This window comes from Paractinoplanes maris, from assembly GCF_023544465.1.
Lineage (GTDB): Bacteria > Actinomycetota > Actinomycetes > Mycobacteriales > Micromonosporaceae > Actinoplanes > Actinoplanes maris.
Genome location: NZ_JALPVL010000008.1, coordinates 507,877 through 528,821 on the forward strand (window position 1 = coordinate 507,877; position 20,945 = coordinate 528,821).

The 20,945-nt window shown below is 72.5% G+C and carries 16 protein-coding genes; 6 read left to right on the plus strand and 10 right to left on the minus strand.

Going from position 1 to position 20,945, the window contains the following annotated elements; genetic code table 11:
- Window positions 1–58 precede the first annotated feature (58 nt).
- On the minus strand, window positions 59–2,386 hold the full coding sequence (locus tag NAG42_RS45050) for a putative bifunctional diguanylate cyclase/phosphodiesterase (protein WP_250033464.1): 2,328 nt from the start codon (window positions 2,384–2,386) through the stop codon (window positions 59–61).
- 190 nt (window positions 2,387–2,576) lie between these two features.
- Here NAG42_RS45050 and NAG42_RS25275 point away from each other — a divergent pair, with 190 nt between their 5' ends.
- From NAG42_RS25275 to NAG42_RS25285, 3 genes are read left to right on the plus strand one after another with little or no spacing between them, the layout of a single operon-like run.
- A complete protein-coding gene (locus NAG42_RS25275) occupies window positions 2,577–3,206 on the plus strand; it encodes an EcsC family protein (protein ID WP_250033501.1) in 630 nt (209 codons plus the stop codon).
- Window positions 3,207–3,215: 9 nt separating this feature from the next.
- Window positions 3,216–3,644 (plus strand): TIGR03618 family F420-dependent PPOX class oxidoreductase, encoded by a 429-nt coding sequence (locus NAG42_RS25280; protein WP_250033465.1) that lies wholly within the window; start codon window positions 3,216–3,218, stop codon window positions 3,642–3,644.
- Between the two features lie 59 nt (window positions 3,645–3,703).
- Window positions 3,704–4,279 (plus strand): fibronectin type III domain-containing protein, encoded by a 576-nt coding sequence (locus NAG42_RS25285; RefSeq protein ID WP_250033466.1) that lies wholly within the window; start codon window positions 3,704–3,706, stop codon window positions 4,277–4,279.
- Here NAG42_RS25285 and NAG42_RS25290 read toward each other — a convergent pair.
- From NAG42_RS25290 to NAG42_RS25330, 9 genes are all read right to left on the minus strand, one after another.
- The gene (locus NAG42_RS25290) at window positions 4,266–5,102 is read right to left on the minus strand and encodes an NAD-dependent epimerase/dehydratase family protein (RefSeq protein ID WP_284045803.1); all 837 of its coding nucleotides are present in this window, start codon (window positions 5,100–5,102) and stop codon (window positions 4,266–4,268) included. The two genes, NAG42_RS25285 and NAG42_RS25290, sit on opposite strands and share 14 nt — an antisense overlap.
- Before the next feature lie 100 nt (window positions 5,103–5,202).
- Complete coding sequence (locus NAG42_RS25295) at window positions 5,203–6,270, minus strand: cytochrome P450 (protein ID WP_250033468.1); 1,068 nt, start codon at window positions 6,268–6,270, stop codon at window positions 5,203–5,205.
- Window positions 6,271–6,397: 127 nt separating this feature from the next.
- A complete protein-coding gene (locus NAG42_RS25300) occupies window positions 6,398–7,849 on the minus strand; it encodes an AMP-binding protein (RefSeq protein WP_250033469.1) in 1,452 nt (483 codons plus the stop codon).
- Window positions 7,849–8,583 (minus strand): glycosyltransferase, encoded by a 735-nt coding sequence (locus NAG42_RS25305; RefSeq protein ID WP_250033470.1) that lies wholly within the window; start codon window positions 8,581–8,583, stop codon window positions 7,849–7,851. Before NAG42_RS25305 ends, NAG42_RS25300 begins: the two co-directional genes overlap by 1 nt.
- Window positions 8,580–9,569 carry a 3-oxoacyl-ACP synthase III family protein gene (locus NAG42_RS25310; protein ID WP_250033471.1) on the minus strand — a complete coding sequence of 330 codons (990 nt, stop codon included), beginning with the start codon at window positions 9,567–9,569 and terminating at the stop codon, window positions 8,580–8,582. The genes NAG42_RS25305 and NAG42_RS25310 overlap by 4 nt, the downstream gene beginning before the upstream one ends.
- Before the next feature lie 49 nt (window positions 9,570–9,618).
- Window positions 9,619–11,097, minus strand: a complete 1,479-nt coding sequence (locus NAG42_RS25315) for a cation:proton antiporter domain-containing protein (RefSeq protein WP_250033472.1) — start codon at window positions 11,095–11,097, stop codon at window positions 9,619–9,621.
- Window positions 11,098–11,101: 4 nt separating this feature from the next.
- A complete protein-coding gene (locus NAG42_RS25320; RefSeq protein WP_250033473.1) occupies window positions 11,102–11,329 on the minus strand; it encodes a cation:proton antiporter regulatory subunit in 228 nt (75 codons plus the stop codon).
- 11 nt (window positions 11,330–11,340) lie between these two features.
- Window positions 11,341–12,582: a glycosyltransferase family 4 protein gene (locus NAG42_RS25325; protein ID WP_250033502.1), complete on the minus strand. Its 1,242-nt coding sequence runs from the start codon at window positions 12,580–12,582 to the stop codon at window positions 11,341–11,343.
- A gap of 18 nt (window positions 12,583–12,600) precedes the next feature.
- Window positions 12,601–14,538 (minus strand): amylo-alpha-1,6-glucosidase, encoded by a 1,938-nt coding sequence (locus NAG42_RS25330; RefSeq protein WP_308201187.1) that lies wholly within the window; start codon window positions 14,536–14,538, stop codon window positions 12,601–12,603.
- A 175-nt stretch (window positions 14,539–14,713) separates the two neighbouring features.
- On the opposite strand from NAG42_RS25330, the gene glgX reads away from it, so the two are divergent.
- Genes glgX through treZ form a run of 3 tightly spaced genes read left to right on the plus strand, consistent with a single transcriptional unit; the run spans window position 14,714 to window position 20,826 of the window.
- The gene (gene glgX, locus NAG42_RS25335; RefSeq protein ID WP_250033475.1) at window positions 14,714–16,825 is read left to right on the plus strand and encodes a glycogen debranching protein GlgX; all 2,112 of its coding nucleotides are present in this window, start codon (window positions 14,714–14,716) and stop codon (window positions 16,823–16,825) included.
- A complete protein-coding gene (treY, locus tag NAG42_RS25340; RefSeq protein WP_250033476.1) occupies window positions 16,826–19,096 on the plus strand; it encodes a malto-oligosyltrehalose synthase in 2,271 nt (756 codons plus the stop codon).
- Complete coding sequence (treZ, locus tag NAG42_RS25345; protein WP_250033477.1) at window positions 19,093–20,826, plus strand: malto-oligosyltrehalose trehalohydrolase; 1,734 nt, start codon at window positions 19,093–19,095, stop codon at window positions 20,824–20,826. Before treY ends, treZ begins: the two co-directional genes overlap by 4 nt.
- Window positions 20,827–20,945 lie beyond the last annotated feature (119 nt).

Here is a 20,945-nt window from a genome sequence, read left to right on the forward strand (position 1 = left end):
GTCGAGGCCTCCTGTGTTTCATCGAGGGGTAAACCGTGCGAACAACCGCACCCGGCGATTAATTCCGGGCCATGGACGATCTTGCCAACTGCTTCTGGGCCAGGTGCGAGCGCACCTCGGCCGGCGGCAGCGGGCGGGAGAAGTGGTACCCCTGAGCAAAACGGTAGCCCAGCTCGTGAAGCAGGCCGGCCTGGGCGGCGGTCTCCACCCCCTCGGCGACGGCCTGCAGGTGCAGGCCCTCGGTGATCTGGATCATCGCACTGGCGATCACCGCCTCCTCGGAGCGGCCACCGATACCGGCCACGAAGGACTTGTCGACCTTCAACGTGTCGGCCGGGACCGTCCGCAGCAGACCGAGCGACGAATGGCCGGTGCCGAAGTCGTCCAGGGCCACCCGCACCCCGAGCTCCTTGAGGGCGAGCAGGGTGTCCAGCGCCACACCCCCGTCGAAGACCGCGGTCTCGGTGACCTCGACGACCAACCGGCCGGGGCGCACGCCGAACTCGGCCAGCGCGTCGCGGACCTCGATGGCGAAGCCGGGCTCGCGCAGCTGGCGGGCCGAGACGTTGACCCCCAGATGGCGGGGAGCCGCCTCGCCGAACTCGGCGTCCCACTCGGCCAGACGGCTCAGCGCGGTCCGCAGGATCCAGGACCCGAGCGGCACGATCAGGCCGGTGCGCTCGGCGATCGGGATGAAGGCGTCCGGGCCGAGCTCGCCGTGCGGCCAGCGCACCAGCGTCTCCAGCCCGGTCCAGGTGCCGGCGGGCAGCGTGACGATCGGCTGGAAGACGAGCGTGAACTCGTCCGCGGCGAGGGCCCGGCGCAGGTCGGCGCCGAGCTGCTGGTCGGCCTCGTGGGTGCGCTCGAGCGCGGCGTCGTAGACGGCGAACCGGCCCTTGCCGGCGTCCTTGGCCGCATACATGGCGACGTCGGCCCGGCGCAGCAGCTCGGCCGCGGTGGCGCCGGGCCAGGCCTCGGCCACCCCGATGCTGCCGCGGGCCAGCAGCTCGTGGCCGCCCGCCCGCAGCGGCCGGCCCATCGCCTCGTTCAGGCGGCTGAGCACGGCGACCGCCTCGGTGCTGGTCAGTCCGGGCATCAGCAGCCCGAACTCGTCGCCGCCGAGCCGCGCGGCCAGGTCCCCGGCGCGCAGTTGCTCGCGGAAACGGTCGGCGATGGCGGTCAGGAAGGCGTCGCCGACCGCGTGCCCGAGCCGGTCGTTGATGGTTTTGAAGTCGTCGAGGTCGACCAGGGCCAGGCAGAGCGGCTCGCCCCGGGTGAGCAGGTCCTGCGCGGACTGCTCGAACAGGGCCCGGTTGGCCAGCCCGGTCAGGCCGTCGTGGGTGGCCCGGTGGGTCAGCTCGTCCTGGTAGCGGTTGAGCTGGGTGAGCTGCTGGTCCACCCGGTGCAGGAGCCGGCCGTTCTCCCGCAGCGCGCCGATCTGGCGGACCGCGACCATCGCGGTGAGCAGCGAGGCGCCGGCGGCGACGACGAACACGATGCGACCCGAGTCGCCGCTGACCCACAGCAGCAGGCCGTCGGTGGCGGCCACCGCGGCGTACGGGACCACGCTGAACAGCCGGCGCCGGGCCGGCCGGGGCGGCAGGCCGGCCGACCGGCGCTGCCGGTCGGCCGCGAACGCGACGCAGAGCATGGTCATCGGGACGAAGATCTGCGAACCGCTGAGCCCGGTCGGCGCGTCGAACACCAGCGGGAAGAGGCCGCCGCCGACCGTGCCGACGATGGCCGCCGCGGCGAACCAGCCCAACGTGCCGTACTCCAGGCCGCCCATGCCGGTCATCGCGACCTTGACCATGGCCAGGGCCACGATCAGCCCGAGGACGGCGAGCATCAGCATCGGCACGGTGGTCCGCTGACCGCCGCCGCTGTCGATCGCCCGTACGGTGAAATACCAGGCGAAGACACTCACGGTGACACCGATCGTGATCGCGTCGAGCATGAAGCGGGTCGTGGTCCGGCGGCTGCCACCCAGCGGCAGGCGCAACAGCGCCCAGATGACGGCCACGATGGCCCCGGCGTAGCAGATCGACGAGAGCAGATCGTGCTGTTGCTGGGTGACCCGGGCCGGGTCGACCACGCTCTGCCGGGTGTCGCCGACGACGCCCAGCGCGACCAGCGCCGCGCAGACCGCGATGGATCGCCACAGCCGGACGGCGGGCCGGTCGAGGCCCGGGGTGCGGGCGGCCTGCAGGCATGTGACGGCCGCCACGCCGGCCAGGGTGATGGCCGGGAGCCAGCCCCAGGCCGGGCTGAACATCGGCCGGCTGGCGTTGACCGCATAGAGAAGAATGGCCATGACCTGCACGATTGCGCCGGTGGCGAGCAGGGGCGTCACGCGCAGCGGGGCCACGGGGCGGTCGGTCGTCACGCTCTGAGATATCGGCCGGACAGGTCTCTGGTTGAACACAACGATCACCAAAGGTCGCGTGCACGTGCATGTGCACGGCACAATGGCAAAGGAACGTTCCCTACCCCCTAGGAGCGATCTGGTGACCGACCCCTCCCATCTCCCCGTGATCACCGAAACCGACGCGCCCCCCGGCACCCTCTGGTCGCGGATGAAGGCCGACCCGCAGTTCGCACCGGAGCACCTGGCCCTGGAGGCTGTTCGCCGCCTCGGCCCCGAGGCCGCCGCCTGGGCCGAGCGGATGCGGATCGAGCACCCCGACCGCTCACCGGACCAACTGGCCGACCTGGCCGTCAAGCGCTTCACCACCCTCGCCCGCATCTCCGGCGCGGTCTCCGGCGTCGCCGGCCTGCCCGGCGCGGTGCTCGACGTCGGTGTGCTGGCCTGGAACCAAGCCCGCATGGTGCTGCACATCGCCGCCGCTCACGGCCACGACCCGACCGCTCCCGAGCGGGCCACCGAGCTGCTGGTTCTCCAGCGGGTGCACAAGGTGGCCCAGTCGGCCCGCCTCGCCCTGGGCGTCGCCGCCGGGCGGGAGCGCGCCGTCAAGCTCTTCGCCGGCGCGGCCTCGCGGCCGCTGACCGGCGTGATGATGCGGCTGGGCATCAAGCTGGCCCAGATGGCCGGCGTCCACGCGGCCAGGCGCATCTTCGCCAAGATGATCCCGGGCGCGTCGATCGTGCTCGGCACCTGGGTCAACTCGGCCGCCACCAAGGACCTGGCGGCCCGCGCCCGGGAGCAGTACAGGCACGCGCGGCAGCCCGACCGGCAACCGAGTTAACCTCCCCCCATGGGGATCACGCTGACCGAAGCCTGGGAGCTCAGCCGCGGTGACTCGGGTCTGGCACTGGTGTCGACGCTGCGCGCCGATCACAGCATCCAGACCTCGCTGGTCAACACCGGGATCATCACCCGCGGCGAGCCGGTGCTGGCCTTCGTGACGTACGGGCCGGTCAAGCTGGCCAACCTGCGGGAGCGGCCGCAGGTGACCGTCGGCTTCCGGCAGGGCTGGAAATGGGCGGCGGTCGAGGGCCGCGCCCAGTTGGCCGGGCCCGACGACCCGCAGCCGGACCTCGACGCCGAGGGCCTGCGCCTGCTCCTGCGCGAGATCTTCGCCGCGGCCGGGGGCAGCCACGACAACTGGGACGAGTACGACCAGGTCATGCGGGAGCAGCGTCGCACCGCGGTCCTGATCAGCCCCACCCGCGTATACAGCTAAGCGGATCGTCGCGCCGGACGATCGGAATCCTGGAACGGATCCGATCGCGAGGAGGCCGCGTGCGCCGTCTTTGGCTGGGGCTCGTCGCCGCCCCGCTCGTGCTGGGCGGATGCGGCAGCAGCGAGACGCCGAGCGCCGCCCCCAGCGAGAACGGCGCGGCGCCGTGGGTCGTGCTGTCCACCGGCAAGGCCGCCCCGTCGTCGGTCCCGGCCCGGGCGACCGGCACCCGGAGCCCGTTCCCGAGCGGCTTCCTGCCGCTGCCCACCAACACGCCCACCGCGAAGGCGACCGGCACCTCGACCTGCCCGCCGGTCAAGGGCAACGTGATCAACGGTGCCGACGCCACCGTGGGCGCCACCAGCGGCACCGTCACCTGGTACGACCCGGCCACGTCGAACATCGTCGAATACCGGATCACGGCGATCAGCCAGGACGCGAAGCTCGGTCCGCAGCGCGACGTCGGCTGGACCGTCGTCACCCCCGGCACCACCTGCGGCTACAAGACCGCCACGGTGACCGGCCTCGACCGGCGGACCCGCTACGTCTTCTCGGTCGACATGGTGACCACCCGCCACGGCAGCGACGGCACCCTGGCCGCGACGGTCGCCCGCTCCCGGGTCGTCACGACGTCGTGAGCCCCGCCCCCGGCGCCCAGCCCTGCGCGTGGGCGCGCGCGGTGTCGAGCACCAGGCCGTCGGTGAGCTGGTCCATCGCGTACGGGGTGAGGGCCGGCACCAAGCCGGTCCGCGCGACCGTCCTCGCCGCTCGCACCGGCACGTGCCGCACCGGCACACCGAGCACAGCGGCCACCGCGGCGTCGCGCGAGTAGGGCGTCGCGTCGGCGATGTTGTAAGCGCCGGGCGGCCACCGATGCGCGGCCAGGCAGGCCGACGCCAGGTTCTCGACCGCGGTCAGGCTCAGCGGCACATCCGGGCCGGGCAGCCACGCTTGACCGGCTTTGACCACGCGGCGCAGCCGGGGGAGCAGATGCGGGTCGCCCTCGCCGTAGACCGCGCGCGGCCGCAACACCACCGCGCCCGCGGCCAGGGCCAGCCGCTCGCCGGCCGCCTTGGTCCGCCCGTAAGCCGTGCGCTGCCCGTCGGTCGGGTGGTCCTCGGCGACCGGTGCCGGGTAGGGGCCCGGCCGATACACGCTGGCGCTGCTCACCCAGACCACGGGCGTCGTGCCGGCCACCGCCTCGAGAAGCCGCCGGGTCCCGTCGACGTTGACCGCCGCGAACTCCTGCTCCGGCCCGGAATCGCCGACCGCGGCCGCGAGATGCAGCACGACGTCGGCGCCGGCCAGATCGGGCGTCCCGGCCGCGGCGTCCCAGAAGACGTGCTCACCGACCGGCCCCGGCCGCCGCCCCAGACAAACCACGTCAGCACCCGACTCGGCAGCGAGCCGCGCCACAACGCCCCCGCAGAAGCCGCTCGCCCCAGTGACCGCGATCCTCATGCCCGGCCCCGCTGGACTCCGCCGCCGATCGTGCCCGGCACTGCGCGATTCCGGGTCTGCCCGTTCGTGCTGTGTCCTGGACGATCGTGTTGCCGCCTGTTCATGCCGTGCCGCGAACTGTCAGCGAGCGCCAGCCCGGCAGAGCGGCCTGGCGGTCGGCTCGCGCTCGGACCACCACCGGGCGGTAGGGCGCGAGCGCCGTCAGCAGGTCGGCCAGTTGTGCGCGGGCCAGGCCCGCCCCGGGGCAGGCGTGTGGGCCGACGCCGAAGACCAGCTGGGACGTCCGGGCCGGGGCCGGATGCTCCGGGTCGGGGTCACGGCTGTGGGCCTCGGCCGCGTGCCGGGCGATCAACAGCAGCCGGTCGCCGGCCTGGACCGGGCAGCCGCCGAGCTCCGCGTCCCCGGCCGCCACCCGGGGCAGCAGCGGGGTCGCGGCGGTCACCCGCAGCAACTCGTCCACGAGCGCGGGGTTGTCCGCGTGGGCCCACAGGCCGTCGTCACAGACCCAGGCCACCGCGCGCGGCAGGGCCGCCACTGTCGTGTTGATCGCCGCCACGGCCAGCATCGCGGTCAGCCCCGCGTCGGCCGGTCGCCCCGGCGCCACCAGGTCGAGCAGCCGTTCGGCCGGGCCGTCGGCCGAGCTCCACCATCGGCGCGGCCCCGGCAGGTGCGTGCGAGCGGCCGCGGCCGCCGCCGACCGGGCCGCCCCGGCCAGCTCGACCGGATCGACGCCGAGGTCGAGCAGTTCGGCCGCGGTGGCCCCGGCGATCTCGGCGGTCAGCGGTACGAGATCAACCGTGCCCCCGGTCTCCAGGGCCGGCAGCCGGTCGTCGAGCAGCTTCCGCCAGATCGGCCGCACCTTCGCAATCCCGGCTGCCCCTAACAGCGCCGCAGTGTCCCGGCGAGTGTCCCGGTGCTCAACTCCCTGTTGATCGAACAGCGCCCCGGCCCCGGCCAGCTCGCCCGCCGCCCCACCGGTGGTGCCGGCCGCCGTGCGATCGAGCGGCACCCGGGTCAGCGCCGCCCGGAACGCCTCCTGATCGTGCACCACCACGGTGTGCCCCAGCCGCCGCACCGGCCGCCGCCGAGTGGCCGCGAGCAGGGCGAACAACACCGGATGACTACCCAGATAGACCCGCCGGTCCCGCCTCCGGGCCGAGCCGGTCATCCGGCACCCCCGCACAGAGCCGGACCGGTTTCCGCGAGGCGAGCGGCCAGGGCCGAGCCGGTCGTCAGGCGCTCTCCGCGCTGATCCGGGTCGGCTCCCACGGGGCCAGCGGCCAGGGCCGAGCCGGTCATCGGGCACCCCCGCGACGATCCGGGCCGGCCTCGGCGAGGCGGGCGGCCAGGGCCGAGGCGGCGGCGCGGTCGGGTTTGCGGGATCGGCCGGCCAGCGGGATGCGGGCGAACACGACCGCGTCCGGCCGGGCCGAGCCCATCCGGGCCAGCGGCTCGCGCAGGACCTCGCGCAGCTCATCTGGGGCGGTGCCAGGGGCCGGCTGGACGACCGCGACCACGCGTTCGTCGCCGTCGCCGGCCGGCACGCCGACCAGCAGGGCGAGCTCCACGCCGGGCACGTGCAGCGCGGGTTCGTAGAGGCCGGGATAGATGTTCTCGGCCCCGCGCAGGATCATGTCCTTGGCCCGGCCGCCCAGCACCACCGTGCGCCCGTCGACCCGGCCGATGTCGCCGGTCGCCACCCACGCCGGCCGTTGTTCGCCGAGATAGCGGTCGGCCGCGGTCGGCCCGGCCAGCAGCACCTCGCCCGCTGCGGACACCCGGGCCCGTACGCCCGGCAGCAGCTCGCCGACCAGGTCGCCGTCGCCGTCGTAGGCACTTTTGGCCGCCGACTCGACGGCCGCCGCCGGGAACACCTCGGTCAGCGCATAGACCCCCCACGCCTCCCGCGCCCCCGCCCGGCGCACCGCCGTCAGCAGCGACGCGCTCACCGGCGCCGACCCGCTGTAGACCCGCCCGGTGAAGCGGCAGCCGTCGGCCAGCGCGGCCCGCACCTGCGGCGGCGTCAGATACACCGCCTGCGGTTCCAGCGACCGCAGCTGGCGGCGGAGCCCGCGCCGAGCCGGTAACGCCACCGGCGCCCCGCCGGCCAGCGACGGCAGCAGCACGAAGAACGTGCCGCCCAGCACTGGCGACCCCGGCACCGGGCGCACCAGGTCGCGCACGGCGGCCATCCCGGCCGAGATCGACGCGCGCGTGTGCACGACCGCGCGCGGCCGGCTCGTCGTGCCCGAGGTGAAGACGACCACGGCGTCGCCGTCACCGTCGTACGGCTGGGGACTCCGGCCCGGAAGGGGCCGCAGAGCCGGCGGCGCACCAGGAAGCCGGCGCCCGACGGTCTTGACCGGCGCGATCGTGCTCAGGTCGGGCAGGGCGAGATGCGCCCGGCGGGCCAGCGGCGCCGCCCACCCGGCCACCGCCTGGGCCGCCGCGTCGGCCAGCACCAGCCGCGGTGCGGCCAGCGCGAGCCGGGCCCGCACCACCTCGGGTCCGGCGGTCGGGTCGAGCACGGCGATGCGCAGACCCAGGTGGTACGCCGCGAGCAGGGTGGCCAGCGAGCGCGCCCCCGGGCGTACGGCCAGGGCGACGGTGTCCCCGGCGACCAGGCCTTCGGCGGCCAGCGCGACGGCGTAGCCCCGGATCAGGCGGGCCAGGTCACCGCGGGTCGTGCCGGGCAGCGCCGGGTCGGTGTCGTCCTCGTGCAGGCTCGCGATCAGGTCGGTGAGCATCAGCGCGGGTCCGCCGTGCGGGTGCCGCTGCCCTTGTCGAGATACCACTTCGCGGTGCCGACCACCCCGTACGCCTTGATCCGGCGGGTCGAGTTGGCGACCACCATGTGACGGCTGTGCACGATCGCCGGCGTGGTGCGCCGCACCCGGTTGAGGAACGTGCGGTCGGTCGGGGAGGGGCGCCGGGGCATCCCGCCGCACGCCTCGTACAGCGCGGCGGTGATGGCCATGTTGTTGCCGGCGTGCATCCGGTACGGCGCCTGGTATCCGCCGCCCGCGTGCGCCGGGCGGAGCCGGCCGAAGCTCGCCGCGAGCACCACCAGCAGCCGGAAGAACGCGCGCCCGAACGGCCCGTGCTCGTCGCGCCGCGCGGTGATCCGGCCGCAGGCCAGGCCGTCGCTTCGCCGGAGGGCGGCCCGGGCCGCGGCGACCCAGCCCGGAGCGGGCAGGCAGTCGGCATCGGTCCGGGCCAGGTGCACCGCCCCGGCCGCGATCGCGTGCCGGAAACCGGTGTCGACCGCGCAGCCGACACCCTTCTCGCGCTCGACGAGCAGGTGGACCGGGAACGGCGCGCGGAACCGCCGCACCACTTCGCCGGTCGTGTCGGTCGAGCCGTTGTCGACCACCAGCAGCGTGAAGTCGGTGTCGGTCTGCGCGGCCAGCGCCGCCAGGGTGGCGCCGATCCGCGCGGCCTCGTTGTAGGCCGGCACGATCACCCACAGCGGCGTGCTCACGAGACCTCCCAGACCATGGTCATCAGGCTGACGCCGCCGCCCAGGCCGACCAGGAGCACCCGGTCGCCGGTGCTCAGACCCGGGCGTACGCGTCCCAGCTGCACCCCGATCGAAGCCGAGGCCATGTTGCCGAGCTCGCCCACGGTCACTTCGAGCTTGTCCCGCGGCACCCCGGTGACCGCCACGAAGCGCTCCAGGTAGGGCAGCGTCACCTGGTGCACGAGCACCTTCGCGTAGTCGTCCCAGCCCAGCCCGGTGCGCGCGGCGACCCGGTCGATCAGGCCGGCGCCGATCCGCTCGAAGACCTCGCGCAGCCGGTGGCCGTCGCCGGTGAAATAGGTGTGCTCCTCGCCCCGCGGGTGCCGCGACCCGCCGCCGAAGATGCCGCCGACCGCCCAGTGCTCGGAGTGCGTCTCGACGTCGATGTCGAGGATGCCGCCAGTGCCGACCGGCTCGACCAGCACCGCCGCGCCCGCGTCGCCGAACGTGTAACCCGCGAACGCCGTACGCGCCTCGGCCAGGCCGTGCAGTCGGGGCCGCCTGGCCCGGGTCGGCGTCTCGCCGGTCACCACCAGCGCCTTGCCGGCCCGGCCGGCCAGGATCATCGAGCGGGCCAGGTCGATGCCGTTGAGGAAGCTGTTGCAGGCGTTCGTGACGTCCAGCGCGTGGGCCCGGCTGCCCAGCGCGGCCTGCACGACGTGCGCGGTGGCCGGCTCGGTCATGTCGCGGGTGGCGCTGGCGAACAGCAGCAGGTCGACGTCGAGCGGGTCGGTGCCGGTCTCGGCCAGCACCTTGGTCGCGGCGTCGACGGCCAGGTCGGAGGCGTACTCGTCGTCGGCCGCGACGTGCCGCTGCCGGATGCCGGTCGTCCGGCGGAACAGCCCGGCCGGCACGGGCAGTCCCGCCGTGACCCGCTGCTGCAGGTCGTCGGTCAGTTCGGTCCGGGCCGGCAGGGCGTACGCGACCCCGGTGATCCCCACATTCATGCGTGACAGCCTTCCGGGCCGGCCGGGCCGGACACCAGAGCGGGGATACTCAGGATCGGCTTGAGCCCGCGGGCTCGCGGACCAGTGACTGGTCCTCGTAGCAGTACTGCCAGCCGTCGCCCTCCTGCAGCGAGCGGATCAGCGGGTGCCGGCTGTCCTCGTAGTGCGCCGTGGAGTGCTTGTTCTTGGAGTCGTCGCAGCAGGCGACCAGGCCACAGGTCAGGCACATGCGCAGCTGCACCCAGGTGTCACCCAGCTCGACACACTCCCCGCACTCGTCCTCGTCCGTCTCGGTGATCTGGATCCGGTCGAGGTGGGTGCAGGCGGTGCTGATCGTCTCCTCGCGCACATACCGCCAGCGGTCGTGCAGCAGCCGGTCGGGGATGATCCGGGCCAGGTACTTGGAGTTCGCGGCCAGGATCGGCGCCAGCACGGCCAGGATCAGCACGTAGAGCGCGATGAACGGGCCGATCCGCTCGTCGAGCCCGGCCCCGATGGCCAGGGTGGCCAGGATCAGCGAGAACTCGCCGCGGCCGAGCACGGTCAGGCCCACGTTGGCCGCGCCGCGCTGGTTGAGCCCGAAGAGCCGGGCCGTGATCAGGCCCGCGGTGATGTTGGTGACGACGGTGATGGCGATGGCGATGATCACCGGCACGATGACCGAGCCGATCTCGCCGACGTCGATGCTGGTGCCGAACGCGATGAAGAAGATCGCGGCGAACACGTCGCGCAGCGGCACGACGATGCGCTCGGCCCGCTCGCGGATCGAGGTGCGGGCCACCACCAGGCCGATCATCAGCGCGCCGATGGCGTCCGAGACGCCGATCTCGGCCGAGATGCCGGCGATCAGCACGACCAGGCCGATCATGATGATCGCGACCAGCTCGTCCTCGCGGCTGTCGAGCACCTTGCCGATCCACTTGGCCCCCCATCGGGCCACCGCGAACAGCACGGCCAGGTAGCCGAAGCTGATGCCGATGCGCAGCAGCAGCTCGCCGGCCGAGCTGGCGCCGGACAGGATCGGGCTGAGCAGGGCCAGGTAGAGCGCGAGGAACAGGTCCTCGATGACGATGATGCCGAGGATGACCGGCGTCTCGGCGTTGGCCAGCCGGCGCATCTCGATGAGCAGCTTGGTGGCGATGGCCGAGGACGAGATGCCGACCGCGCCGGCGATCACGAAGGCTTCCTTGACCCCCCAGCCGAGGGCGAAACCGAGGCCGAGCCCGGCGCTGATGTTGATGCCGATGTAGGCCCCGGCCGCGTAGTACAGCCGTTTACCGCTGCCCAGAACCTGCTCGACCGGGAACTCCAGGCCGAGGTGGAACAGCAGCACGACCAGCCCGAACAGGGCCAGGATGTCGAGGTCCTCGGGGTGCTCGAAGGCGACCGGACCGCCGGTGCTCGGGCCGAGCAGGATGCCGGCCAGCATGAAGAAGGGGACGGTGGGCAGGCCCATGCGGCGCCCGAGACGAGCGAGCAGGCCGGCCACCAGGATCAGGGCGCCCAGCCCGATGAGATTCGCGTGCACGCGGTCAGTCCACGAAGAAGGTGCCGGAGAGCACGGCGCCGACCTTGCGGGCTTGTTCCTCGGTCAGCTCGATCACCGCTGCCGGGTCGTCGCCCGCCGTGGTGAACACGTAGAGGTGCCGCTTGCCGTCCCGGCCGACCACGATCGAGACGCGGTCGCTGCCGGAGTGCAGATCGACGTCGTACCGGGTGCCGAGGCCGGGAAGTTCCTGAATGCGAACGCCTTTGCCCATGTCCGCAGATCCTAGGGGCAGCCCCCCGGCGCTGACCAGGCGCGACCGGAAGTGGTGGCCAGCACACTCTCGGCCTCGCGGGTCACCCGGCGGGCGTCGTCGGCCCGGGCCCGGTCGTACGTGGCGACGGTGGCCGCGGCGATGCCGGGCCACGCGAAGTCGTCGTGCACCCGGCGCCGGGCGCGGCGGGCGACCCGGCGGGCGTGCTCCCGGTCGGCCAGCACCGAGCCGACCGCCTCGGCCAGCGCCGACGGATCGCCGGGCGGGAACTTCACCCCGGTCACGCCGTCCTCGACGATCTCGGCCAGCCCGCCGGTGTCGGCCACCGCGACCGGGGTGCCGGCCGCCGCCGCCTCCAGCGCCACCATGCCGAACGGCTCGTAGATGCTGGGCACGACGTAGCAGTCGGAGGCGCCCATCAAAGCGGTCAGGTGATGACCGGTCAGGAAGCCGGCGAAGGTCACGCCCTCGGTGGCCAGAGATTCCAGATCCTTGCGGTACGGGCCATCGCCGGCCACGACCACTCGTAGCCCCGGGTGCCGCTCGCGCAGGGCCGGCACCGCCGTCAGCAGGTGCTGCACGCCCTTCTCGTAGACGAGCCGGCCGGCGAAGCTGACCAGCGGCCCGTCCGCCTCGGCATATCGGCGGCGGGCGGCCGCCACCGCGCGCGGCCGCGGGCTCCAGACCAGCGCGTCGACGCCGTTGGGGACCACGTCGATGCCGGCCGCGGGCACGTCGAAGAGCCGCTGCACCTCGTCGCTCATGTAATCGGAGCAGACGATCGTGCGGGACGCCTCGGCGGCCAGCCAGCGCTCGATGTCGTCGATCGAGCGGTTGTGCGGGTGCGGCAGCCAGCCCTGGTGCCGGCCCGACTCGGTGGCGTGGATGGTGGCCACCAGTGGCACGTCCAGGTGGTCGCGCACGGTCACCGCGGCGTGGGCGACGAGCCAGTCGTGCGCGTGGATCACGTCGTAGTCGCCGGTGCGGGCGGCGCGCAGGGCGGTCCGGGTCAGCGTGTGGTTGAACGCCATGGCCCAGGCCAGCATGTCGCCGTCGTGCACCTCGAAGCGCGCCGGGTCGTCGGGCGCGCGCAGGATGCGGACCCCCTCGGCGTACTCCTCGCGCAGCGCTCCCGGCGCCTGCCGGGTGACCACGGTGACGTCGTGGCCGGCGGCGGCGAGCGTGGTGGCCAGGGCGTGCACGTGCCGGCCGAGGCCACCGACCAGCAGCGGCGGATACTCCCAGGACAGCATGAGGATGCGGGTCACGGCTCAGGCCTTTCGGGTCACGCGCAGGAGCTCGGCGACGGACCGCGCCGAGAAGGGGCTACCGCTCGCGCGGTGGGGTGGGTCGCCGTCGGCGGTCTCGCTGACCGAGCCGGCGCCCCACTCGTGCAGGTGGGCCTCGAGACCGGTGAACAGGCCCTCGGTGGGCAGGCCGAGCGCTTCGCAGGCGTCGGCGTAGGGGCCGATCAGCCACGGCCAGACGGTGCCCTGGTGGTAGGCGATGTCCCGGTCGTCCCGGTTGCCGCGGTGCTCGCCCTGGTAGCCGTACTCGGTCGGCGCCAGCGTGCGCAGGCCGAGCGGGGTCAGCAGGGCGGCGCCGATCTTGTGCAGGGCGGCGGTGCCCTCCGGCCGCGGCGCGTGCGGCAGCGACCAGGCGAGGAGCTGGTTGGGCCGCAGCGACGGGTCGTCGTGCCGGCTGCCCGCGCCGAGCGGATAGGTCGCCGCCGGACCGTCGACCACGTCGTGGAGCCAGCCCTCCGGCGCCGGGAACCGCTTCCGGAAGGCCTCGCACACCCGGTGGTGCCCGGCCCGGGTGTCGGTGTCGTCCCGCCCGGCTTCGGCGCTCAGGTCGGCCAGCGCGGCCAGGGCGTTCACCCAGAGCGCGTTGATCTCGACCGGTTTGCCGATCCGCGGGGTGACCGGGCCGTCCCCGGTGTAGCCGTTCATCCAGCTGGCGGCGTTGCTGAGACGCACCAGCCCGTCGGCCGGGTCGATGTCGACGTGGCGCCGCAGCAGCCGCCCCAGCGGGTCCAGGAGCTGGGCGGCCAGGTCGCTGTCGCCGGTGCGGCGCACGTGCCGGTCGATCGCGTGCACCAGCCACAGCGGCGCGTCGGGCGAGGTCCGCGGCGCCCACGGGCCGGCCGGCTCGGCGATCTGCTCGGCCGCCCGGTGGGTGTGCGCCAGCAGCAGCTCACGCCCCTCGTCGGCCCGCCCGGTGTCGAGGAACAGGCCCTCGTACGCGGTGGCCGTGTCGCCCAGATAGCTGCCGAACCAGGGGTAGCCGGCGACGACGTCGGGCCCGTCGGCGCCGCGCACCACGAACGCGTCGGCCGCCAGCACGAGCGTCGCGGCCGGGCCCTCGGCCTTGGCCGTGGCGATCAGCTCCTGGGCGCGCGTGCGGGCGGCCGCGACGACCGCGGCGGCGGCCGGGGGCCGTACGGTGAGATCGCCGCCCCAGGCCGAGATCTCCATCACCTCGCCCGGGCCCACCCGCTCGAAGTACGTGCCCGCGTGCCAGAGGTCCTCGACGGCCGGCAGGCCGCGCGCGGCCTCCTCCCGGGCGTAGGCGCCCAGGTGCCATTCCCCGCCGGGCTGCCAGCCGGGTCCCTCGATCCGGTACGCGTCCTCGACGATCACCCCGCCGGCGACCTGCTCGACCCGCAGGGCCCCGGCCGGTGACCGGCGCTGCTCGTGCGCGTCGCGCCAGGTGCACATGGCCGCGACGGCCAGCCCGACCGGCTCGGCGGCCGACACCACACGGTGCGTCACGGCGACACCCGGGTGGCCGTGACGCATCGCCACTTCGCGCTCGATCACCACGTCACCGACCCGCCAGCGCCACCGCGGAACGCCGTCCACCGACGTGAAGCTCTCCAGGAACCGATCTCCCCGGGGAGCCCGCGCTCCGGACTCCCACTCGTGCGTGTAGAGCTGGACTTTGGTGCCCGTGGCGAGCGTCACTGTGAGGTCCAGAGCCGCCAGCGCCAGTCGACGCTCGGCGCTGATAGGGTCACAGAGAGTGAGAAGCGAATGGTAACGGCGCGTACGCAAGCCGGGCACGGTACCGGTGGCGAAGCCGCCCAGACCGTCTGTCACCAGCCATTCGCGGTCCGGGGATCCGCACTCCTGCGGTCCGAAAGTGATCGGCACGCCGCATCTATGCTCAGTTTGCGCGAAGTCAAACCCGGCAGGGGAGGGGTCCACCTGAGTTGGGTATCGGGGTCGTCGCGCGAAAACTGTCCGCCCCATCGGTGAGAATGAGCCGACGACACGTACGCGGAGGGTTACTCCGGCGGATCGGTGGGCAACACCGTCGCGCCGCGGTGCCCGTCAGCTGTGTGGTCGCAGCGCACCGACGGTCGAGGGGTGGGAGCACGACATGCAGGTTTGGCCTGGTCATCGGTACCCGTTGGGTGCCACGTACGACGGCACGGGCACGAACTTCGCGATCTTCTCCGAGGGGGCCGAAGCGGTCGAGTTGTGCCTGTTCGACCCGTCCGGCAACGAGCGCAAGGTCCAGCTCCACGAGCAGGACGCGTTCGTCTGGCACGCCTACCTCCCCGGGGTCGAGCCGGGTCAGCGCTACGGCTACCGCATGTACGGGCCGTACGACCCGTCCCGCGGGCTGCGGTACAACCCGCACAAGCTGCTGCTCGACCCGTACGCGCGAGCCGTCGACGCCGACATCGACTGGCACCCGTCGCTGTACGCGTACGACATGGAGAGCCCCGACCAGATGTCGGATCTCGACTCCGCGCCGTACATGTCCAAGGGCGTGGTCGTGAACCCGTACTTCGACTGGGGAAACGACCGCCGGCCGGACATCCCGTACCACCACTCGGTGATCTACGAGACCCACGTCAAGGGGCTGACCGAGCGGCACCCCGAGGTCCCCAAGGACATGCGCGGCAGCTACTCGGCGATCGGCCACCCGGCGATCATCGAGCACCTCAAGGGCCTCGGCGTGACCGCGGTCGAGCTGATGCCGGTGCACCAGTTCGTGCACGACAACCGGCTGCACGACCTCGGCCTGCGCAACTACTGGGGCTACAACACGCTCGGCTTCTTCGCGCCCTACCACGGCTATTCGTCGACCGGCACCCTCGGCCAGCAGACCCAGGAGTTCCGGGGCATGGTCAAGGCCCTGCACAAGGCGGGCATGGAGGTGATCCTCGACGTCGTCTACAACCACACCGCCGAGGGCAACCACCTGGGCCCGACGATGAGCCTCAAGGGCATCGACAACCGGACCTACTACCGTCTGGTGGACGATCAGCCGCAGTTCTACATGGATTACACCGGCACGGGTAACAGCCTCAACGTGCGCAGCCCGCAGAGCCTCCAGCTGATCATGGATTCGCTGCGGTACTGGGTCACCGAGATGCACGTCGACGGCTTCCGCTTCGACCTGGCCTCGACGCTGGCCCGCGAGTTCTACGACGTCGACCGGCTGTCGACCTTCTTCGAGGTCGTCCAGCAGGACCCGGTGGTCGGCCAGGTCAAGCTGATCGCCGAGCCGTGGGACGTCGGCCCCGGCGGTTACCAGGTGGGCAACTTCCCGCCCAACTGGACCGAGTGGAACGGCAAGTACCGCGACACCGTCCGCGACTTCTGGCGCGGCGAGCCGGCCACGCTGGCCGAGTTCGCCTCCCGGATCACCGGCTCGGCCGACCTCTACCAGGACGACGGCCGCAAGCCGTTCCACTCGATCAACTTCGTGACCGCCCACGACGGCTTCACGCTGAACGACCTGGTGTCGTACAACGACAAGCACAACGACGCCAACGGCGAGGAGAACCGGGACGGCGAGAGCCACAACCGGTCGTGGAACTGCGGGATCGAGGGCCCGACCGACGACGAGAAGGTGCTCGAGCTGCGGGCCAAGCAGCGGCGCAACTTCCTGGCCACGCTGATGCTCTCGCAGGGCGTCCCGATGATCTCGCACGGCGACGAGCTGGGCCGCACCCAGCAGGGCAACAACAACGCCTATTGCCAGGACAACGAGATCGCCTGGATCGACTGGGGCGACGCCGACGAGCAGCTGCTCGAGTTCACCCGCAAGCTCACCGCGTTCCGCCACCGCCACCAGGTGTTCCAGCGGCGGCGGTTCTTCACCGGCCTGCCGGTCACCGCCCGCGGCGGCGGCGACCCGCTGCCCGACCTCGAGTGGTTCACCCCCGACGGCCGGCAGATGGCCGGCGACGACTGGGGCAACGACTTCGGGCGCGCGGTCGCGCTGTTCGTCAACGGCGAGGGCATCCGCGAGCGCGGCCAGTACGGCCAGCGCCACGTGGACAGCTCGTTCCTGCTCTTCTTCAACGCGCACGACGCGCCCATCGAGTTCGCCACGCCTCCCGCGGAGTACGGGGAGAAGTGGGAGAAGGTCATCGAGACGGCCGAACCGTCTCCGGATCGCCCGTCGGTCGTCGAGGCCGGCCACAAGATCTGGGTGCCGGACAGGTCGCTCATCGTGCTGGACAGGACGGTCTGAATGCCCCCTTCTGGAACCTATCGAGTCCAGGTCCGCCCCGAGTTCCCGTTGAAGGCGACGGCCGAGCTGGCCGACTACCTGGCCGACCTCGGCGTCAGTCACCTCTACACGGCACCGCTGCTCACCGCGACTCCCGGTTCCGAACACGGTTACGACGTGGTCGACCACTCCCAGGTCAGCCCGGCACTGGGCGGCGCCGACGGCCTGCGCGTGCTGTCCGCCGCGGTCAAGAACGCCGGCCTGGGGCTGGTGGTCGACATCGTGCCCAACCACGCCGGCGTCGCCGTGCCCTCGGCCAACCCGACCTGGTGGGACGTGCTGCGCCGGGGACGGGAATCGGAGTTCGCCGACTTCTACGACATCGACTGGTCGCGCGGCCGGCTGCTGATCCCGACCCTGGCCGACTCGCCCGACGCGCTCGACGACCTGCGTCTCGAGGACGGCGAGCTGCGCTACTTCGACAAACGGTTCCCGATCGCCGACGGCACCGGCGAGGGCACGCCGCGCGAGGTGCACGACCGGCAGCACTACGAACTGGTCAACTGGACCCGCGGGGACAGCGAGCTCAACTACCGCCGGTTCTTCGCGATCGTCGACCTGGCCGGCCTGCGCGTCGAGGACCCGAAGGTCTTCGACGCCACCCACGCCGAGATCCTGCGCTGGGTCGACGAGGACCTCGTGCAGGGCATCCGCATCGACCACCCGGACGGGTTGCGCGACCCCGGGGCCTACTTCGAGCGCCTGCGCCGGGCCGCTCCCGACACCTGGCTGGTGATCGAGAAGATCCTCGAGCCGGGCGAGGAGATGCCGGACTGGCCGGTCGACGGCACCACCGGCTACGACGCGCTGGCCGAGGTGGGCGGCGTCTTCGTCGACCCCGGCACCGAGGCCTTCTTCGACACCCTGCAGCACCACCTGACCGGGGGCGAGACGTCCTGGCAGGACCTCGTGCACGGCACCAAGCTCACCGCCGCGACCACGTTGCTCGCCGCCGAGCTGGCCCGCATGGGCCGCCTGGCCCCCGACGTCGAGGCCGCCCCGCGCGCCCTGGCCGAGCTGGCCGCGTGCTTCCCGGTCTACCGCTCCTACCTGCCGTTCGGCTCCCGCCACCTGGCCCGGGCCCGCTCCGAGGCCGGCCGCCGCCGCCCGCCGCTGATCCCGGTGCTCGACCAGCTCACCGCCCGGCTGCGCAACCCGGACGACGAACTGGCCGCGCGGTTCCAGCAGTTCACCGGCGCCGTCATGGCCAAGGGCGTGGAGGACACGGCCTTCTACCGCTGGACCCGTTTCACCGCGCGCAACGAGGTGGGCAACGACCCGGCCGACTTCGCCGTCACCCCCGACGACTTCCACGACGCCAACGAGGAACGGCGCCGCAAGTGGCCGGCGGCGATGACCGCCCTCTCCACCCACGACACCAAGCGCAGCGAGGACGTGCGGGCCCGGCTGGCCGTGCTGTCCGAGGTGCCGGGCGACTGGACCGAGGTCGTGCGCCGCTGGGTGCGGATCTGCCCGCTGCCCGACCCGGCACTGGCCCACCTGGTCTGGCAGGCCGCGGTCGGGGCCTGGCCGCTGTCGCGAGAAAGGCTTCAGGCGTACGCGCTGAAAGCGGCCAAGGAGGCAGCGAGCGCGACCACCTGGACCAAGCCTGACGAGCGCTTCGAGACGGCCCTGCGCGAGATGGTCGACCGTATCTACGACGACCCGGCGCTGCACCGCGAGGTGACCGACTTCGCCGCGTCGATCACCCCGCCCGGCTGGGCGAACTCGCTCGGGCAGAAACTGGTGCAGCTCACCATGCCCGGCGTGCCCGACGTCTATCAGGGCACCGAGCTGTGGGACTACTCGCTGGTCGACCCGGACAACCGCCGCCCGGTCGACTTCGGCGCCCGTCGCGAGTTGCTGGCCCGCATCGACGACGGCTGGCTGCCCCCGGTCGACGACACCGGCGCGGCCAAACTGCTCGTCACCAGCCGCGCCCTGCGCCTGCGCCGGCAGCGACCCGAACTGTTCGGCGGCTACCGGCCGGTCTTCGCCGACGGCCGGGTCTCCGAGCACGTGCTGGCCTTCGACCGGGGCGGCGCCGTCACGATCGCCACCCGGCTGCCGGTCGGATTGTCACGCCACGGCGGCTGGGGCGACACCGTGGTGTCACTCGACGGCCACAGCTGGACGGAAGTGTTCACCAACACCAGCTACGGCGGGAACCGCCTCTCGATGGCCGAACTCCTGAAGACCTATCCCGTCGCACTCCTGGTGAAAGAGAAATGACGCTGTTCGAGGTGTGGGCCCCGGAGAAGACCGTGCGTCTCTCCCTCGGGGGCGAGGAGCTGGAGATGGAACGCGGCGCGGACGGGTGGTGGCGGCGCGACGTGCCGTCGGCCGGGCCCGGCGCCGACTACGCCTTCGTCGTCCCCGACGTCGAACAACCACTGCCCGACCCGCGATCGGCGTGGCTGCCGGCGGGCGTGCACGGCGCCAGCCGCGTCTACGACCACACCGCGTACGCGTGGAACGATCAGAGCTGGACGGGCAAGCAGCTGCCCGGCTCGGTGCTGTACGAGATGCACGTCGGCACGTTCACGGCCGAGGGCACCTTCGACGCGGCGATCGACCGGCTCGACCACCTCGTCGAACTCGGCGTCGACCTGGTCGAGCTGCTGCCGGTCAACTCGTTCAACGGCGAATACAACTGGGGCTACGACGGCGTGGCCTGGTTCGCGCCGCACGAGGCCTACGGCGGTCCGGACGGGTTGAAGCGGTTCGTCGACGCGGCCCACGGGCGCGGGCTCGGCGTGGTGCTCGACGTGGTCTACAACCACTTCGGCCCCAGCGGCGCGTACGCCCCGATGTTCGCCCCCTACCTGAACGAGGCCGGCGCCAACCCGTGGGGCTCGGCGGTCAACCTGGACGGGCCGGGCGCCGAAGAGGTCCGCCGCTACATCATCGACAACGTCCTGATGTGGCTGCGCGACTACCACGTGGACGGCCTCCGGCTCGACGCCGTGCACGCGCTGGCCGACCACTCGGCGGTCCACCTGCTGGAGCAGATGGCGGTCGAGGTCGAGACGCTGTCGGCCCACGTCAACCGCCCGCTGTCGCTGATCGCCGAGTCCGACCTCAACGACCCGCGGCTGATCACCCCGCGCGAGGCCGGTGGTTACGGCCTGAACGCCCAGTGGGACGACGACATCCACCACGCGCTGCACGCGACGCTGACCGGCGAACGGCAAGGCTACTACGGTGACTTCGGATCCCTGGAATGCCTCGAAACGGTGCTGACCAGCGCGTTCTACCACGCGAACACGTGGTCGAGCTTCCGCGGGCGCCGGCACGGACGACCGGTCGACCGCAGCCGCACACCCGGCCACCGCTTCGTGGCGTTCCTGCAGGACCACGACCAGATCGGCAACCGCGCCATCGGCGACCGCATCTCGGCGACGCTGTCCCCGGGCCTGCTCAAAGTGGGGGCGACCCTGCTGCTGACGTCGCCCTACACGCCGATGCTGTTCATGGGCGAGGAATGGGCGGCCAGCAGCCCCTGGCAGTTCTTCACCAGCCACCCGGAGCCGGAACTGGCGGCGGCGGTCAAAAACGGGCGCCGGCGCGAGTTCGCGGCGCACGGCTGGGCCGAGGCGGAAGTGCCGGACCCGCAGGACCCGGAGACGTTCCTGAGGTCCAAACTGGACTGGGACGAGCGCGCGAAACCGGAACACGCGGAGATCCTCGACATCTACCAGCGGCTGATCGCCCTGCGGCGCAGCCGTCCGGAGCTGACCGATCCATGGCTCGACAAAGTCGAGGTGTGGCACGGAGACCAGCATCTCGTGATGCGGCGCGGCAGTACGGCTGTGGCGGTCAATCTGGCTGGTGTGCCGCAGACCGTGTCGTTGCGGGACGTTCCCTCTCAGGTGTTGCTCGCTACGTCCGAGGGTGTTGTCCTCCAGCGTGACCGGGTCGAGTTGCCGGCTGAGAGCGCGGTTGTTGTCGCTTATCGGTGAGACCTGGGTGGGTTGGACTTTCTTGCAGTGGGACGGTTGGGGCCGAGGGTGGCCACGCTGGGCTGTGGAGCGTTTTATGCCCTGCGTGGCCACCCTCGGCCCCAACCTTGCATGGGGAT

Coding starts and splice junctions, on each gene's coding strand:
- treY (WP_250033476.1), top strand. CDS start 16,826: ATGCCCCCTTCTGGAACCTATCGAGTCCAGGTCCGCCCCGAGTTCCCG.
- NAG42_RS25275 (WP_250033501.1), top strand. CDS start 2,577: ATGAAGGCCGACCCGCAGTTCGCACCGGAGCACCTGGCCCTGGAGGCT.
- NAG42_RS25300 (WP_250033469.1), bottom strand. CDS start 7,849: ATGCTCACCGACCTGATCGCGAGCCTGCACGAGGACGACACCGACCCG.
- NAG42_RS25295 (WP_250033468.1), bottom strand. CDS start 6,270: ATGACCGGCTCGGCCCGGAGGCGGGACCGGCGGGTCTATCTGGGTAGT.
- NAG42_RS25280 (WP_250033465.1), top strand. CDS start 3,216: ATGGGGATCACGCTGACCGAAGCCTGGGAGCTCAGCCGCGGTGACTCG.
- NAG42_RS25310 (WP_250033471.1), bottom strand. CDS start 9,569: ATGAATGTGGGGATCACCGGGGTCGCGTACGCCCTGCCGGCCCGGACC.
- NAG42_RS25320 (WP_250033473.1), bottom strand. CDS start 11,329: ATGGGCAAAGGCGTTCGCATTCAGGAACTTCCCGGCCTCGGCACCCGG.
- NAG42_RS25290 (WP_284045803.1), bottom strand. CDS start 5,102: ATGAGGATCGCGGTCACTGGGGCGAGCGGCTTCTGCGGGGGCGTTGTG.
- treZ (WP_250033477.1), top strand. CDS start 19,093: ATGACGCTGTTCGAGGTGTGGGCCCCGGAGAAGACCGTGCGTCTCTCC.
- glgX (WP_250033475.1), top strand. CDS start 14,714: ATGCAGGTTTGGCCTGGTCATCGGTACCCGTTGGGTGCCACGTACGAC.
- NAG42_RS25325 (WP_250033502.1), bottom strand. CDS start 12,582: ATGCTGTCCTGGGAGTATCCGCCGCTGCTGGTCGGTGGCCTCGGCCGG.